The sequence below is a fragment of the Mesorhizobium sp. WSM1343 genome (genome assembly GCF_055901535.1).
In genome coordinates this window covers 707,386-723,200 of record NZ_CM148370.1, presented here as the reverse complement: position 1 = coordinate 723,200, position 15,815 = coordinate 707,386, and the positions used below count along the sequence as shown (strand labels likewise).

15 protein-coding genes are annotated in these 15,815 nt (G+C 64.2%); 11 read left to right on the top strand and 4 right to left on the bottom strand.

The window, feature by feature from the left end; translation table 11 throughout:
- Positions 1–4 precede the first annotated feature (4 nt).
- Both hpaE and AC0NIL_RS03430 read right to left on the bottom strand, forming a co-directional pair.
- The gene (hpaE, locus tag AC0NIL_RS03435; RefSeq protein ID WP_275953305.1) at positions 5–1,522 is read right to left on the bottom strand and encodes a 5-carboxymethyl-2-hydroxymuconate semialdehyde dehydrogenase; all 1,518 of its coding nucleotides are present in this window, start codon (positions 1,520–1,522) and stop codon (positions 5–7) included.
- 11 nt (positions 1,523–1,533) lie between these two features.
- Positions 1,534–1,920, bottom strand: coding sequence for a 5-carboxymethyl-2-hydroxymuconate Delta-isomerase (locus AC0NIL_RS03430; protein ID WP_013528543.1), 387 nt, complete (start codon positions 1,918–1,920; stop codon positions 1,534–1,536).
- Between the two features lie 215 nt (positions 1,921–2,135).
- On the opposite strand from AC0NIL_RS03430, the gene hpaR reads away from it, so the two are divergent.
- Positions 2,136–2,531, top strand: coding sequence for a homoprotocatechuate degradation operon regulator HpaR (gene hpaR / locus AC0NIL_RS03425; protein WP_224620863.1), 396 nt, complete (start codon positions 2,136–2,138; stop codon positions 2,529–2,531).
- Positions 2,532–2,560: 29 nt separating this feature from the next.
- On the opposite strand, the gene AC0NIL_RS03420 is transcribed toward hpaR, so the two are convergent.
- A complete protein-coding gene (locus AC0NIL_RS03420; RefSeq protein ID WP_013528541.1) occupies positions 2,561–3,070 on the bottom strand; it encodes a flavin reductase in 510 nt (169 codons plus the stop codon).
- A 6-nt stretch (positions 3,071–3,076) separates the two neighbouring features.
- The gene (locus AC0NIL_RS03415) at positions 3,077–4,621 is read right to left on the bottom strand and encodes a 4-hydroxyphenylacetate 3-hydroxylase N-terminal domain-containing protein (RefSeq protein WP_275953304.1); all 1,545 of its coding nucleotides are present in this window, start codon (positions 4,619–4,621) and stop codon (positions 3,077–3,079) included.
- Positions 4,622–4,713: 92 nt separating this feature from the next.
- On the opposite strand from AC0NIL_RS03415, the gene AC0NIL_RS03410 reads away from it, so the two are divergent.
- The 10 genes from AC0NIL_RS03410 (at position 4,714) to AC0NIL_RS03365 (ending at position 15,804) form a co-directional block, all read left to right on the top strand.
- On the top strand, positions 4,714–5,583 hold the full coding sequence (locus AC0NIL_RS03410) for a helix-turn-helix domain-containing protein (protein WP_473572827.1): 870 nt from the start codon (positions 4,714–4,716) through the stop codon (positions 5,581–5,583).
- Between the two features lie 206 nt (positions 5,584–5,789).
- The gene (locus AC0NIL_RS03405) at positions 5,790–6,278 is read left to right on the top strand and encodes a hypothetical protein (protein WP_275953302.1); all 489 of its coding nucleotides are present in this window, start codon (positions 5,790–5,792) and stop codon (positions 6,276–6,278) included.
- Between the two features lie 178 nt (positions 6,279–6,456).
- Complete coding sequence (locus AC0NIL_RS03400) at positions 6,457–7,551, top strand: transporter substrate-binding protein (RefSeq protein WP_013528537.1); 1,095 nt, start codon at positions 6,457–6,459, stop codon at positions 7,549–7,551.
- Positions 7,548–8,165, top strand: coding sequence for an ANTAR domain-containing response regulator (locus AC0NIL_RS03395; protein ID WP_024502123.1), 618 nt, complete (start codon positions 7,548–7,550; stop codon positions 8,163–8,165). Before AC0NIL_RS03400 ends, AC0NIL_RS03395 begins: the two co-directional genes overlap by 4 nt.
- 19 nt (positions 8,166–8,184) lie before the next feature.
- A complete protein-coding gene (locus AC0NIL_RS03390) occupies positions 8,185–9,051 on the top strand; it encodes an ABC transporter permease (protein ID WP_128278528.1) in 867 nt (288 codons plus the stop codon).
- The gene (locus AC0NIL_RS03385) at positions 9,048–9,968 is read left to right on the top strand and encodes an ABC transporter permease (protein WP_063170923.1); all 921 of its coding nucleotides are present in this window, start codon (positions 9,048–9,050) and stop codon (positions 9,966–9,968) included. Before AC0NIL_RS03390 ends, AC0NIL_RS03385 begins: the two co-directional genes overlap by 4 nt.
- A 33-nt stretch (positions 9,969–10,001) precedes the next feature.
- Complete coding sequence (locus AC0NIL_RS03380; RefSeq protein ID WP_063170924.1) at positions 10,002–11,645, top strand: ABC transporter substrate-binding protein; 1,644 nt, start codon at positions 10,002–10,004, stop codon at positions 11,643–11,645.
- Positions 11,635–12,579, top strand: coding sequence for an acetamidase/formamidase family protein (locus tag AC0NIL_RS03375; RefSeq protein WP_473572826.1), 945 nt, complete (start codon positions 11,635–11,637; stop codon positions 12,577–12,579). The genes AC0NIL_RS03380 and AC0NIL_RS03375 overlap by 11 nt, the downstream gene beginning before the upstream one ends.
- Before the next feature lie 46 nt (positions 12,580–12,625).
- Positions 12,626–14,389 (top strand): ABC transporter ATP-binding protein, encoded by a 1,764-nt coding sequence (locus AC0NIL_RS03370; protein WP_275953301.1) that lies wholly within the window; start codon positions 12,626–12,628, stop codon positions 14,387–14,389.
- A 206-nt stretch (positions 14,390–14,595) separates the two neighbouring features.
- Complete coding sequence (locus AC0NIL_RS03365) at positions 14,596–15,804, top strand: ABC transporter substrate-binding protein (protein WP_013528530.1); 1,209 nt, start codon at positions 14,596–14,598, stop codon at positions 15,802–15,804.
- The last annotated feature ends 11 nt before the right edge of the window (positions 15,805–15,815 follow it).

Genomic DNA, 15,815 nt, shown 5'->3' with positions numbered 1-15,815 from the left:
CCGGTCAGCCGCCGAGTTTCTGGATCGCGTGCGCCGTCGTCGCGAAGGCGACGTTCTTCGTCTCCATGTAGAAGTCGAAGGAATGGTCGCCGCCGTCGCGGCCGATGCCGGAATTCTTGACGCCGCCGAAGGGGGTCGGCAAATGCCGCACGTTCTCGGAGTTAACCCAGATCATGCCGGCCTCCAGCGCATCGGTGAAACGGAAGGCGCGGATGACGTCAGAGGTCCAGAGATAGCCGGTCAGGCCGTATTGCGTGTCGTTGGCCAGCGCCAGCGCTTCCGTCTCGTCGTTGAACGCAATGGCGCTCAGCACCGGCCCGAAAATCTCCTCCTGCGCGATGCGCATGCCGTTGGTCACGTTGGTGAACAGGGTCGGGCCGACATAACAGCCGCCTCCCGGCCCTTCGACCTTGCCGCCGCCGACGGCCAGCGTCGCCCCCTCCGACCTGCCGATGTCGATATAGGACAGCACCTTCTTTTCATGCACCGGATGAATCAGCGGCCCGACCACCGTTTTCGGATCGAGCGGGTGGCCGACGACGATGCGCTTCGCCCTCTCCGCGACTTTGGCGGTGAAGCTTCCATAGATCGAGGCTTCGACCAGCAGGCGCGACGACGAGGTGCAGCGCTCGCCATTCAGCGAATAGATCATGAACACGGCGGCGTCGGCGGCGCGCTCGAGATCGGCGTCGGCAAAGACGATCACCGGGTTCTTGCCGCCAAGCTCGAAATGCACGCGCTTCAGCGTGCCGGCGCCTTGCTTCATGATCATCGAACCGGTGCGGCTTTCGCCGACAAAACCGATCGCCTTGATGTCGGGATGCTCGGTCAGCGCCTTGCCGGCGTCTTCACCAAGGCCGTTGACCAGGTTCCATACGCCTTTCGGCAGGCCGGCCTCCTCGGCGATCTCGACCAGCAGGCGGGCGGTCAGCGGCGAGAATTCAGCCGGCTTATGAACCACGGTGCAGCCGGCCGCCAGCGCTGGCGCAATCTTCCACGTCGACAGCATGAACGGTGTGTTCCACGGCGTGATGATGCCGACCGGGCCGATCGGCACCCGCGTCGTCATATTGACCTGGCCTGTCGTACGCAGTGTCTCGCCGTCGCGCGCTTCGGGCGCGCGGTCGGCGAAGAAACGGAAATTCTCGGCACCGCGCAGCGCTGCCTTGGCCATGAACTTCAGCGCCTGGCCGGTATCCATGCATTCGACAAAAGCGATCTCCTCGGCGCGCGCTTCGATTGCGTCGGCGATTTTGTGCAGCAGCTTCTTGCGTGCCTCGCCAGGCATGGCCGCCCAGGCTGGGAACGCCGCCTTCGCCGCCTTGGCGGCGCGGTCGATGTCGGCGGCCCCGCCGCGCGCGACGCTTGCCAGCGGCTTGAGATCGACCGGCGACAGCGTTTCGAACGTCGCGCCATCGAGGGCCGGCACCGCCTCGCCGCCGATCTGGTTCAAAACGCCATCGCGCTTGAAGCGGGCCAGATAGGCCTCGGCCTTTTTGAGATTGCCTTGCAGGTCGGACATGTCGGGTTCCGTCACTTGCCGCGCAGCCGCGGGTGGATTGCGTTTTTCTTCCAGCTGAGCACCGGGTCGATTTCCCGGATTTCGAGCGACAGGGCGAAATGCGGGGTCTCGAACAGGGTGGCAAGGTATTCGCTCACCGCCGCGAAGACAGCCTCGCCGGTCCGCTTCTTCTCGTCCGGGCTGCGGCCGGTGCCGATGCGAAACGACATGTCGAGAAAAGCGTTTTCCGGCAGGCTGTCGGCCATCGCGTAGGCCTCGGCGCGAAAGGCCCGCACCCGCACGGCGCCGGTCTCGAACAGCCCGGTGTCCAGCACTGTGCGCAACACCAGCGCGCACAATTCGTCCATATCGACCTTGGCATCGAGATTGGCCGAATACTCGATGGAGAAGTGAGGCACGGCGCTTCGTTTCCCTGGGTTATTGCTTTGTTGTAGTTAACGCGTTAATTACATGCGGCATCCGCGAAGTCAAGTCTTGCATCGGCCTTGGCGCAACGATACGGGATGGCAGGAACGGGCCCCGGCTGGCGGATTCGGCCGAAGGAAGGCCTGTTTCGATCGCAAGCGTGGGAGGCTCTTTTTTGCTGCCTGAAAATACCCGTCGTTCCCTGCCGATGGCGCTGCTTCATGCCCGCGAAGCGGTGATGGCGCGGTTTCGGCCGATGCTTGCGGCGCATGACGTGACCGAACAGCAATGGCGCGTGCTGCGTGTGCTCAGCGAAGCCGGCCCGGTCGAGGCGACGGAACTTGCCGATCGCGCCTCGGTTTTGCCGCCCAGCCTGACGCGCATCATCAAGGCCCTCGAGGGACGCAAATTCATCACCCGCAACAAGGCCGAAGGCGACGGCCGCCGCGTCGTGCTGACCATTGCGCCTGCCGGCTCCGCCCTGATCGACGCCCTGTCGCCCGAGCGTCGCGTCATCTATGACGACATCGAACAGCGTTTTGGGCATGAGAAGCTGGAGCAGCTCCTCGATCTCTTGGAGAGCTTGATCGACGGCGAGAGCTGAGCGGTCGGTCCTGGCCGTTTCGTCCAGGCTCACCCGCCAAAGCTGCCCAACCGTGTCGGCTGCGTATAATTCCGGTCGACATAGAGCAGGGCCGAGCCGCCGCTGCCGTGCCGGACATCGATGACGCGGCCGATCATGACATTGTGCGTGCCGACGACATGCACGGTCTCGATCTCGCAATCGAAGTTGACGATCGCATCCGACAGCGCCGGCGTGCCGGAGGTCAGCGTCTGCCAGCGCGCCGAGGCGTAGCGCGCCTCCATGTCCCTGGTCGCGCCGGCGAACTTTCCCGCCAGATGCATGTGGTCATGCGTCAGCACGTTGACGCAGAAGCGCCGGTTGGACAGGAACATGGCGGCCTGGGTCGAGCGCCCGTTCATGCACACGAGCAGCGTCGGCGGCTCGTCCGAGACGCTGCACATGGCGGTGGCGGTGAAGCCGCCGCGTCCTGCCGGCCCGTCTGTGGTGACGATGTTGACCGGCGCGCAGACCCTCGCCATGGCGTCGCGGAAATCGGCTTTCGAAATCTGCGTGGCCATGTGATTTCACTCGGCCGTTGAGACAAGCGGATTGAACCAGGTATCGCCGGTCCAGCCATTCTCGTCATAATCGGCCATGCAGGTGTCGACCAGCTCTTCCATCGCCTTCAGCCGCCCGCCGCGCTCGGCGCCTTTCAGCACCTGCAGCCGTACCTCTTCCGGCGCACCGGCATAGTTGAGCTCATAGAGCGCGTGGCGGCCGCCGAACTCGGTGCCGGTCGCATCCCACAACAGCTTCATGATCTTGATGCGTTCGATGTGGCCCATATCGTTGGAGCCGCGCACATATTGCGCCAGATATTTGTCGATCTCGGGGTTGTTGAAGTCGCGCACCGACGACGGCAGGTAGATCAGCCCCGAGGCGATCACCCGGCGCACGGTGTCGATGACGCGCGGATAGGCTTCCGACATGAAGGTGCGGTAGGCAAGCGCGGCTTCCAGATTGGGCAGCACCGCGCCATTCGCCCACGGGATCGGGTTGTAGGCCATGGCGTTGGAAAAGCTCCAGAACATGTGCCTGAGCGCAATGACCTCGCCCAGTGCCGCCTGGTTGCCGCGGAAAGCATCGCCGCCGGTGGCGCGCAGCGCCTTGGCCAGCAGGCCGGCGAGGAAGTCGAGCTTGACGGCGAAGCGCGTGCAGCCCTGGAAGCAGTAGCCGTGCATGAAGCCGGAGGCCGGATGGAAGGACAGGATTTTTTGCGCATCGCGCAGCACCAGCACGTCCTCCCAGGGGATGAAGACATTGTCGAGCACCAGGATCGCGTCGTTCTCGTCGAAGCGCGACGACAGCGGATAATCGAAGGGTGCCGCCATCGTATTGGCCGTCTGCTCGTAGGAGACGCGGCAGAACATCTTTATCCCCGGCGCATTCATCGGCACGATGAACATCACCGACAGTGACGGATCCTCGGTCACCGTCGCCGACCCTTGCGCCAGGAAATTGTAGTGCGTCAGCGCCGAGGACGTCGCCACCACCTTGGCGCCGGACACGTAGATGCCGGCATCCGTCTCCCTGGTGATGTGGACGAAGACATCCTTCACCTGTTCAGCCGGCTTGTGGCGGTCGATCGGCGGGTTGACGATGGCGTGGTTCATGAACAACGCGGCTTCCTGCGCGCGTTTGTGCCAGGACAGGGCATTGTCCTTGAACGGCCCGTACCAGTCGGCATTGGCGCCGAGCGTGTTCATCAGCGCCGCCTTGTAGTCGGGCGTGCGGCCCATCCAGCCATAGGACATGCGCGACCACTTCGCGATCGCCGCCTGCTGGGCAACAAGCTCGGCGGAAGACTTGGCAACGCGGAAATATTTGTGGGTGTAGCCGCCCGAGCCGGTGTCGGTTGGTGACGTCAGCGCGTCCCGCCGCCTTGGATCATGCAGGGCGTCGTAGAGGCGCGCCAGCGACCGCGCCGAATTGCGCATCGCCGGATGCGTGGTGACGTCGGCAATGCGTTCGCCGTTGATATAGACCTCGCGGCCATCGCGCAGGCTCTCCAGATACTCGGCCCCGGTGAACGGGCGTGCCTTATCAGTGCGGAAGTCTTCTGATCGCATGATGGTCCTCCTCTTAAGCCGTAACCCTAGCGCCCTGGGCATCGATCGGTTATGGACGGAACGGCAAAACCGATTGGACTTTTTCCGGCGTCATGAGCCAGAGATCCATCCCCGACTTCTTCGTCTATGGCGAGCCGGTGCGGCCGCTCGATGTCGGTTTTCTGCATGTCGAGACGGTGCTTGCGCGCGGCAATATCCATCTTGGTGAGGTCGCCGCGCACAAGCACCCGCAGATGGGTCAGATCACCTTCTGGACCAGCGGCTCCGGTACCTACCGCATCGAAGACCGATCCTGGGACTTTTCGGCGCCTGCCGTGAGTTTCGTGCCGAGCACTATCGTGCACGGCTTCTCGATCGGCCCCGGCACCGACGCCATCGTCGTCTCGGTCGCCGACGGCGCGCTTGCGGCCATCGCGGCTCACAGCCTGCTGCCGCTGGACCGGCCGGTCTTTGCCGACGGCATGCCGCAGCACGCAGCGTGGGCCAGATTGGCGGCGGTGCTGGAGATGATCGCCGCCGAATACGCCGAGGCGCAAGCCGGCAATGACAGGGTCCTGCAGGCGCTGATCGCCGTCGCGCTCTCCCACATCGCGCGCCTCAGTCCCGAGACAAAGGATGCCACGGCGTCTTCTGATGCCTCACTGGCGTTGGGGCTGCGCCGGCTCGCCGATGCGCATTTCCGCGACAACTGGCCTGTTGATCGCTACGTCGAGGCGCTGGCCACGACGTCGCATCTTCTCGACAAGGCCAGCCGCGCGGTGCTGGGCAGCGGCGTCAAACGCGTCGTCAGTGAGCGACGGCTGCTGGAGGCCAAGCGGCTGCTGTTGTTCACCGTACGCACGGTCGAGGACATCGCCTACGAGATCGGCTTCGACGACCCGGCGTATTTTTCACGATTCTTTCGCGCGCGGGTCGGCGAAGCGCCCGCGTCCTGGCGGCGGAAACAGTTGCAGGGTCATTGATGGGTGACCATGGATGCGGACCTTGGCGCACCGTTCCGGCGCGAGTCCGCTTCCGCCAGGGCGTTGGCTTCCCGACCGGCCATGATGCAGCCACAGCCACTTTTTCGTGAAGCTGAACGGGTTGATCCGCTCGCCTGTCTGCCTAGGTAGAAAGGAGCGGCGGGCGCCACGCAAAATCTGACAATCGGGCAAATCTGACAGTCGGCATGATATTTTCCTGCATTCGAAAGCTTGGCCTCGCTGCTCTCTGTGTCGGCATCCAGTCTTCCTGCGTCGTTCCCGACGATACGTCGCGTATCGCCAAGGTTGATCCAACGGCGGCGGCTGCCCGCAAGGAGATGGTCGGCCTCAGCGAAGCCGATGTTCGAATGTGCGCCGGGTTTCCGACCGCCACCGCCGACGCCGGCCAATCGGGCCAGATCTGGACCTACAAGCGCATCGTCCAGCGCGGCAATCTCAGCATTGTGGTTCCGACGTTGGCGGTCGGCGCGATCCCGGCGGTCGGCGGCTCCGTCAATGTCGCTCCCGGCGGCTATTGCGATACGCAAATTCGCATGGTCGATGGCCGTGTCGCCGAAGTTGCCTATGCCGGCGACAACAATTTGCCGAACAGGCGCGACGCGCTTTGTGTCAGCACGGTGGACGCCTGTGTGACCTATGCCCGCCAACTCGGCCAGAGGCCGGCGGCCAAATAGCCGGCGGCAGCGAAACGGCGATGGCAGGTCATGCAAATGTCATTGAGGGCTTGACTGACCCGCCGGACCGAATACGCTAGCGCAAAATACCGGCTCTGATTGCCGGGCGGCAAAAATGCCTCGTATGCCTCGCCCTTCCGGCGCAGGCTGCGAGGCATTGTCATTTCTGGGGTCCTGTTTGAAACGGCGCATCGAGATCGGCATCCTGTATTCCCGCTCGGGGAGCTATCAGCTCGTCTCCGATGCGTGCCGCATCGGCGCCATGCGTGCCATAGCCGACATCAACGCCGATCGCAGCTCAGGCATCGAACTGGTGCCGGTGGAGCGCGATCCGCAAAGCAATGCGGACCGCTACGCAACGCTTTGCGAAGATATCTTCAAGACCAGCAGCGCACGCCATGTCATCGGCTGCGTCACCTCCTGGAGCCGCAAGGAAACCATTCCGGTCTTGGAGAAAGCCGGCGGCATGCTCTGGTACGCCTGCCCCTATGAGGGCTTCGAAGCCAATGAGCATGTCGTCTACATGCACGCCTGCCCCAACCAGCATCTGGTGCCGCTGATGGCGCATGTCGTGCCGCGTTTCGGCGCCAACGGCTTCCTGCTCGGCTCGAACTACATCTGGGGCTGGGAGATGAATCGCGTCGCGCGCGACCTGATCGCGGATGCCGGCGGCAAGGTGCTGGGCGAACGCTACCTGCGCATCGGCGAGACCGACGTGTCGCGGCTGATCGCGGAGATCCGCGCCACGCGGCCGAACTTCATCCTCAACAACTTGATCGGCACCTCGTCCTACGCCTTCCTCGCGGCCTATCGCGACCTGGGTCACGAGGATGCCGCCTTCAGTCCCGGGACTTGCCCCGTCATCTCCTGCAACCTGACCGAAGGTGAGCTGCCGGCGATCGGTGAATCCGGCAAGGGACATCTGTCGGTCGGGCCGTATTTCGCGCCGCGCCCGGCTGCCTTTGCCTCATCCTTCGAGGCCTCCGCCTATGCCTCGGTGCAGGTGATGGCCGACGTGCTCTCCAGCAATCCCGACGCCGGTCCGGCGGAATTCTCCAAAGCCTTCGCCGAACGCCGCTTCTCCACCCGGCTCGGTCCGATCGCCATCGACGCCCACTCGCAGCACGCGACACTGCCGGTGATCATCGGGCGCATCGCGGACGGCTTCTTCGAGGTCGTCAGCCGCGAAGACGAAGTCGCGCCGGATCCGTATCTGTCGCGCTACGACCCGGCAAAAACATTCGGCCGCCCGCGCCTGAGGGTGGTGTCGTGACCAGAGCCCCACGCATCCCCAATCTCGGCGGCGCCAGGGCGTTTATCCTGCATCGCCCGCATCCGACGGTGCAGGCGATCACCAGGCAATTGTCGGCCATCGGGCTGATCACGCTGGATTGCTGGCCGGAACTGCCGCCCGAGGCGCTGGCCGCCGATTTCGTCTTCTTCGACGCCGATCTCGGCTTTGACGAGCAGTTTCCGTGGAAGCCGGGCGAGGCACCGATGCCGCTGGTGGCGCTGATCGGTTCCGAGGCGCCGGGCCGCATCGAATGGGCGCTGTCGCATAAGGCCGATGCGCAGCTGCTGAAGCCGGTCGGCAATGCCGGCGTCTACAGCGCGCTGCTGATCGCGCGCCAGAGTTTCGAGGCGCGAAAACACCTGGCCAGCGAGATCGCCTCGCTTCGCCAGCGCGTTGCCGAGCGCCAGACCATCGTGCGCGCGGTGACGGCACTCGCGAAAGGCAGCGATGACGGCCGCGCCTATGCGCAACTGCGCTCGCTGGCGATGAGCTGGCAGATCAGCGTCGAGGATGCCGCGCGGCGGATCGTGGCCATGACAAGTGAAGAAGCAACAGGGGAAGAAGGCGGCGATGACCAGTCCCATCGCGCCTGATCTCACCGCGCCAGGGCGCATGCCGGTCAAGCCGCGCGCCGGCGTCTGGCGCCGGCTGGTCAGGCGCCGTCTGGCTCTGCTCGGGCTGGTCATCGTCGCCATCGTCGTTGCCGGCGCCGTGCTGGCGCCATGGCTGACTGGCTATGATCCCAACGAGCAGATGTTCGACGGCCTGACCATCGAGGGCTCGCCCTTGCCGCCGGATGCAAAATTCTGGCTGGGCACCGACTTGCTCGGCCGCGACCTCCTGACCCGCATCCTCTACGGCGCCCGCACCTCGCTGATCATCGGCATCGTCGCCAATGGCGTGGCGCTGTTCATCGGCACGCTGGTCGGTGTTGTCGCCGGCTATTTCCGTGGCTGGATCGGCAGCGCGCTGATGCGTTTCACCGATTTGATGATGGCGTTTCCGGCACTGCTGCTCGCCATTTGCCTGGCCGCGGTGTTCGAGCCCAGCCTGTGGATCGTCGCCATGGTCATCGCTTTGGTCAACTGGGTGCAGACCGCCCGCGTCATCTACACCGAGACCTCATCGCTGGCGGAGCGTGAGTTCATCGATGCCGAACGCACCATCGGCGCGAGCGCGCCGCGCATCCTGTTTCGCCACATCCTGCCGCATCTCTTACCGACCATCATCGTCTGGGGCACGCTCGGCATCTCGACCACCGTGCTGCTCGAGGCGACGCTCTCTTTCCTCGGCATCGGCGTCCAGCCGCCCACGGCGTCCTGGGGCAACATCATCTTCGAGAACCAGACCTATTTCCAGGCCGCACCCTGGCTGGTGTTCTTCCCCGGTGCCGCGATCCTGGCGCTGGCGCTGGCTTTCAACCTGATCGGCGATGCGCTGCGCGACATTCTCGATCCGACGCAGAGGGGCCGGGCATGATCGCCTATCTCGGCCGCCGCCTCATCCAGTCGCTGCTGATCCTGCTCGGCGTCTCGCTGATCACCTTCGCGCTGCTCTATCTCCTGCCGGCCGATCCGGTGCGCCAGATCGCCGGCCGCAGCGCCACGCCGCAGACGGTCGAGAACATCCGCCAGCAGCTCGGCCTCGACCAGCCCTTCATCGTCCAGTACTGGCGCTATCTCACGAAGCTCGTCAGCGGCGATTTAGGCCGCTCCTACATCCAGCGCTCCGAAGTCACCGAGCTGATCGTCTCGCGGCTGCCGGCCAGCCTGTTGCTGATGGTCGGCGCCATCCTGTGCGAGCTGTTGCTCGGCCTGAGCATGGGCCTGATCGCCGCCGTCAAGCGCGGCACCGCCACTGACCAGACGCTGATGGTCGCCTCCTTCGTCGGCGTCTCGGCACCGCAATTCGTCGTCGGTCTGCTGCTGCTCTACGTCTTTGCCGTGCGGCTCAGCTGGTTCCCGATCGGCGGCTACGGCACCTGGCGTCATCTGGTGCTGCCGTCACTGACCATGGGAATCCTCGGCGCCGGCTGGTACGCGCGCATGATGCGCTCGTCGATGATCGACGTGCTGCGCCAGGATTACGTGCGCACCGCCCGCGCCAAAGGCCTGGCGCGGCGAGCTATCCTGTTCCGCCATGCGCTGCCCAACGCCATCCTGCCGGTGATCGCCATGATCGGCATCGACATAGGCATCTTCATGGGCGGCATCGTCGTCGTCGAAAGCGTATTCGGCTGGCCCGGCATCGGCCAGCTCGCCTGGCAGGCCATCCAGCGCGTCGACATCCCGATCATCATGGGTGTGACGCTGGTGTCGGCCTTCGCCATCGTGCTGGGCAATCTGCTGGCCGACATCATCGCGCCCTTCATCGACCCCCGCATCAAGCTCAGATGAAATGAAAACCAGACAGAGAAAGGGAACATAAAAATGAAAAGGTTTCTCGCATCCACGGTAGCGGCATCGGCGCTGGCTCTGATGCTCGGCATGACGAGCGTTCGCGCCGAGGACGCCGTCGATCCGAACGCCAAGCAGGGCGGCGCCATCACCATCACCTACAAGGACGACGTCGCCACGCTCGATCCGGCGATCGGCTATGACTGGCAGAACTGGTCGATGATCAAGAGTCTGTTCGACGGGTTGATGGACTACGAGCCGGGCACCACCAATTTGAAACCCGACCTCGCCGAAAGCTACGAGATTTCGCCCGACGGCAAGACCTTCACCTTCAAGCTGCGCCATGGCGTGAAATTCCACAATGGCCGCGAGATGACGGCCGACGACGTGAAATATTCGCTCGACCGCGTCACCAATCCGAAGACGCAGAGCCCCGGCGCCGGCTTCTTCGGCTCGATCAAGGGCTATGACGATGTCGCCGCCGGCAAGGCCGAGAGCCTCTCCGGCGTCACCGTCGTCGACCCTTACACGATCAAGTTCGAATTGACCCGCCCCGACGCCACCTTCCTGCATGTGATGGCCATCAACTTCGCCCATGTCGTGCCGAAGGAAGAGGTCGAGAAATACGGCGCCGATTTCGGCAAGCATCCGGTCGGCACCGGTGCCTTCAAGCTCGCCGAGTGGACGCTCGGCCAGCGCATCGTCTTCGAGCGCAATGCGGACTACTGGCACAAGGGCCTGCCGCATCTGGACAAGATCACCTTCGAGATCGGCCAGGAGCCGATCGTGGCGCTGCTGCGCCTGCAGAAGGGCGAGATCGACGTCCCCGGCGACGGCATTCCGCCAGCAAAATTCCAGGAGGTGATGGCCGATCCCGAGCAGAAGGCACGCGTCGTCGAAGGCGGCCAGCTGCACACCGGCTATGTCACCATGAACACCACCATGGCGCCGTTCGACAATGTTAAGGTGCGCCAGGCGGTCAACATGGCGATCAACAAGGCGCGCGTCATCCAGATCATCAACGGCCGCGCCGTGCCGGCCAACCAGCCGCTGCCGCCGTCGATGCCGGGCTACGACAAGGAATACAAGGGCTATCCCTATGACGTCGCCAAGGCCAAGGCGCTGCTCGCAGAGGCTGGCCACCCCGACGGCTTCGAGACACAGCTGTTTGCCATGAACACCGATCCCAACCCGCGCATCGCCCAGGCGATCCAGCAGGATCTGGCGGCGATCGGCATCAAGGCCAGCATCCAGTCGCTGGCGCAGGCAAACGTGATTGCCGCCGGCGGCGACAAGGCCGGCGCACCGATGATCTGGTCCGGCGGCATGGCCTGGATCGCCGACTTCCCGGATCCGTCGAACTTCTACGGCCCGATCCTCGGCTGCGCCGGTGCGGTGCCGGGCGGCTGGAACTGGTCGTGGTATTGCAACAAGGATCTCGACGCCAAGGCGGCCGAGGCCGACTCGGTGGTCGACCCGGCTAAATCAGGCGAACGCGACAAGATGTGGAGCGCCATCTACGACAAGGTGATGGAAGACGCGCCCTGGGCGCCGGTCTTCAACGAGCAGCGCTTCACCATGAAATCGGCGCGCATGGGCGGCGCCGACAACCTCTATGTCGACCCGGTTCATATCCCGATCAACTACGACAATGTGTACGTAAAAGATGTGCAATAACTGCGACTACACCATCCACGGGCGCCAACATCATTTCGGCTGGGACAATTCGTTTGCCCCGGCCGAGCGGGTGGCGCCCGGCTCGACGATCGAGTTCCAGTGCCTCGATTCCTCCGGCGGCCAGTTGCAGGCCGGCAGCACGGTCGCCGACGTCGCCAAGCTCGACTTCGCCACCGTCAATCCGGTGACCGGGCCGATCTTCGTCGAGGGCGCCGAGCCGGGTGACGCGCTGAAGGTGACGATCGAGATGTTCAAGCCGTCCGGCTTCGGCTGGACGGCCAACATTCCGGGCTTTGGGCTGCTCGCCGACGACTTCAAGGAGCCGGCGCTGAACATCTGGAAATACGACGCTGCCTCGCTCGAGCCGGCGCTGTTCGGCAAGAATGCGCGTGTGCCGTTGAAACCCTTCGCCGGCACCATAGGCAACGCGCTGGCGGAAAAGGGCCACCACTCGGTGGTGCCGCCAAGGCGCGTCGGCGGCAATCTCGACATCCGCGATCTCGCCGCCGGCACCACGCTCTATCTGCCGGTGGAAGTGGCGGGCGCGCTGTTTTCGGTTGGCGACACCCATGCCGCGCAAGGTGACGGCGAGGTCTGCGGCACGGCGATCGAAAGCCCGATGGACGTCGTGCTCAAGCTCGACCTGGTCAAGGATGCCAGGCTGAAGACGCCGCGCTTCACCACGCCAGGCCCGGTGACGCGCCATCTCGACGCCAAGGGCTATCAGGTGACGACCGGCATCGGTCCGGACCTGATGACCGGCGCCAGGGAAGCGGTTGCGCAGATGGTCGACCTGCTCGCCGGTCGTTATCACATCGACCCAGTCGAGGCCTATATGCTGGCCTCGGTCTGCGGCGATCTCCGCATCAGCGAGATCGTCGACATGCCGAACTGGGTGGTGTCGTTCTACTTTCCGCGCTGCGTGTTTGAATGAGGAGGGGGGTGTGCCGGAGTAAATCCCTCTCCGGGTCACGCGCGCAATGATCGCCGCCAGCGAACCCATACTCGACATCGCCAACCTCTCCGTCAGCGTGCGCGGCGAGGAGGGCGAGCGCGAGGTCGTCTCCGACCTGTCGCTGACGTTGTCTCGTGGCGAGACGCTGTGCATTGCCGGTGAATCCGGCTCCGGCAAGTCGATGACCGCTCTGGCCATCATGCAGCTTCTGCCGCAGCCTGCCGCCAGGACTTCATCCGGCAAGGTCCATCTCGGCGATACAGATCTGACGATTCTGGACGAGCGCCGGATGCGGCGCATTCGCGGCAACCGCATCGCCATGATCTTCCAGGAGCCGATGACCTCACTCAACCCGGTGCTGTCGATCGGCCGGCAGCTCACCGAATCCATCGAGGCGCATACCTCCCTGTCGCAGAGCGAGGCTCGCCAGCGTGCCATCGAGGCGCTGAAGGCGGTGCGCATTTCGGAAGCCGAAAGCCGGCTAAAGCAGTTTCCGCACGAACTGTCCGGCGGCATGCGCCAGCGGGTGATGATCGCCATGGCGCTGGCGCTCGAGCCGGACGTGCTGATCGCCGACGAGCCGACGACGGCGCTCGACGTCACCGTGCAAGGCGAGGTGCTGGAACTTTTGCGCGATCTGCAGCGCCAGCATGGCACCAGCGTCATCCTCATCACTCATGACATGGGCGTCGTCGCCGAAATGGCCGACCGCGTCATCATCATGCGGCATGGCCGCATGGTCGAAGAGGGAAAAACCGCTGACATTTTCGCCAGGCCGCAAGCCGGCTACACGCGCGAGCTGCTGGCCGCCGTGCCGCGCATCGGCAGCGGTATCGGTCGCCAGGAATCCAGGAGTGCCGAGACGGCAACGCCGGCCAATGTCGCTGACGTCAAGGACCTGCATGTCCGTTTCGACCTGCATGGCGGCTTCTTCGGCCGGGTCACTCGTCGCGTCCACGCCGTCGAAGGCGTCAGCTTCTCGATCGCGCCCAACGAGACGCTGGCGCTGGTCGGCGAATCCGGTTGTGGCAAGTCGACCACCGCCAAGGCGCTGGCCGGACTGGTGCCCTACAGCGGCGACATCGCCATTGGCGGCCGCAATCTGTCCGGCCTCGGCCGCGACGAGCGCAAGGCGGTGCGCCGCGACGTGCAGATGATTTTCCAGGACCCCTATGCCTCGTTGGACCCACGCATGCGTGTCGGCGACCTCGTCGCCGAGCCGCTGCTGATCCACGGTATCGCCTCGAAGGAAGAGCGCAGCGAGCGTGTCGCAGCGCTGTTCGAGCGCGTCGGCCTGTCGGCCGACCAGGTGGAACTCTATCCGCATGAATTCTCCGGCGGCCAGCGCCAGCGCGTCTGCATTGCCCGCGCGCTTGCACTGCGGCCGAAGCTGATCATCGCCGACGAAAGCGTCTCGGCGCTCGACGTCTCGGTGCAGGCGCGCGTGCTCGATCTGTTGAAGGAGTTGCAGCGCGAATTCGGCGTCGCCTATCTCTTCATCTCGCATGACATGGCGGTGGTCGAGAACATCTCCGACCGCGTCGCCGTCATGTATCTCGGCCAGATCGTCGAGATGGGCACCCGCGACCAGGTCTTTTCCAACCCGCGCCATCCCTACACCAGGCGCCTGATCGAAGCCGTGCCCGTGCCCGATCCCGCGCAGCGCAGAAGCCGCTTCGCGCGCCTCGACCAGGAAATCCCGAGCGCCACCCGCAGGATCGGCGAGGCGCCGCTGAAACTGGCGCTGAGGGATGTCGGCAACGGCCACCTCGTCGCCGCCGAGGGCTGAGCCGGCACTGCCGCCGGGCGGTTCACATGTTTGTGTCTCTATCTCTCGCCCAAGGCTCGCGTTGCGCCGCCAAACCGTATCGCTTCGAACACTAAATCCCTAACGGCCTCTTGCCCTCTGTCCCTATCTTCCTCATGTTCAATACCATTGCGATGATCGATCGTAGGAGGGTCGGTCGGATTCATCGCTATGGGAGGAAGTCAACCATGAAGGTAAGCCTTTTCGTTTCCGCGGCACTTCTCGCCGCATCCGCGATCCCCGCTTCGGCCGCCGAAATTTCCGACGGCAAGGTCAAGATCGGCATCCTCAACGACCAGTCGGGCGTCTACGCCGACTTCGGCGGCAAGTGGTCGGTCGAGGCGGCCAAGATGGCCGTTGAGGATTTCGGCGGCAAGGTGCAGGGAGCGCCGATAGAAATCATCAGCGCCGACCACCAGAACAAGCCGGATATCGCCTCCAACATCGCCCGGCAGTGGTACGACACCGAGCAAGTCGATGCCATCATGGAACTGACGACCTCTTCGGTAGCGCTCGCCGTCCAGGGGATTTCCAAGGAAAAGAAGAAGATCGACATCGTCACCGGCGCGGCGACCACGGAGTTGACCGGCAAACAGTGCTCGCCCTACGGCTTCCACTGGGCCTATGACACTCACTCGCAGGCGGTGGGTACCGGCGGCTCTCTCGTGCAGCAGGGCGGCGACAGCTGGTTCTTCGTCACCGTCGACTATGCATTCGGCTATTCGCTGAAGGATCAGACCACCAAGTTCGTCGAAAGCCATGGCGGTAAGGTGCTGGGCGAGGTGCGTTATCCCCTGGGATCGACCGATTATTCGTCCTTCCTGCTGCAGGCGCAATCGTCGGGCGCCAAGGTCATCGGCCTGGCCAATGCCGGCCTCGATACCTCCAACTCCATCAAGCAGGCGGCCGAATTCGGCATCGTGCAGGGCGGCCAGCGTCTTGCCGCACTCCTGTTCACGCTGGCCGAGGTGCATGGGCTTGGCCTTCAGGCGGCGCAGGGCGTCGTGTTGACCGAAGGCTATTACTGGGATCGCGACGACAAGAGCCGCGAATTCGGGCAGCGCTTCTTCAAGCGCACCAACCGCATGCCGAACATGATCCAGGCCGCGACCTATTCGGCGGTGACGCAGTATTTGAAGGCGATCGACAAGGCCGGCACGGACGAGACCGAAGCCGTCGCCAAGCAGCTGCATTCGATGCCTGTGGACGACGCGGTGATAACCAACGGCAAGGTGCAGGCGGACGGCAACATGGTCCACGACATGTACCTCTACCAGGTCAAGTCGCCAGCCGAGAGCACCAAGGATTGGGACTACTACAAATATCTCGCCACCATTCCAGGCAACGAGGCCTTCCTCAGCGAGAAGGAAAGCGGCTGTCCGACGGCCGGCCAGTGATCGGCGCGGCC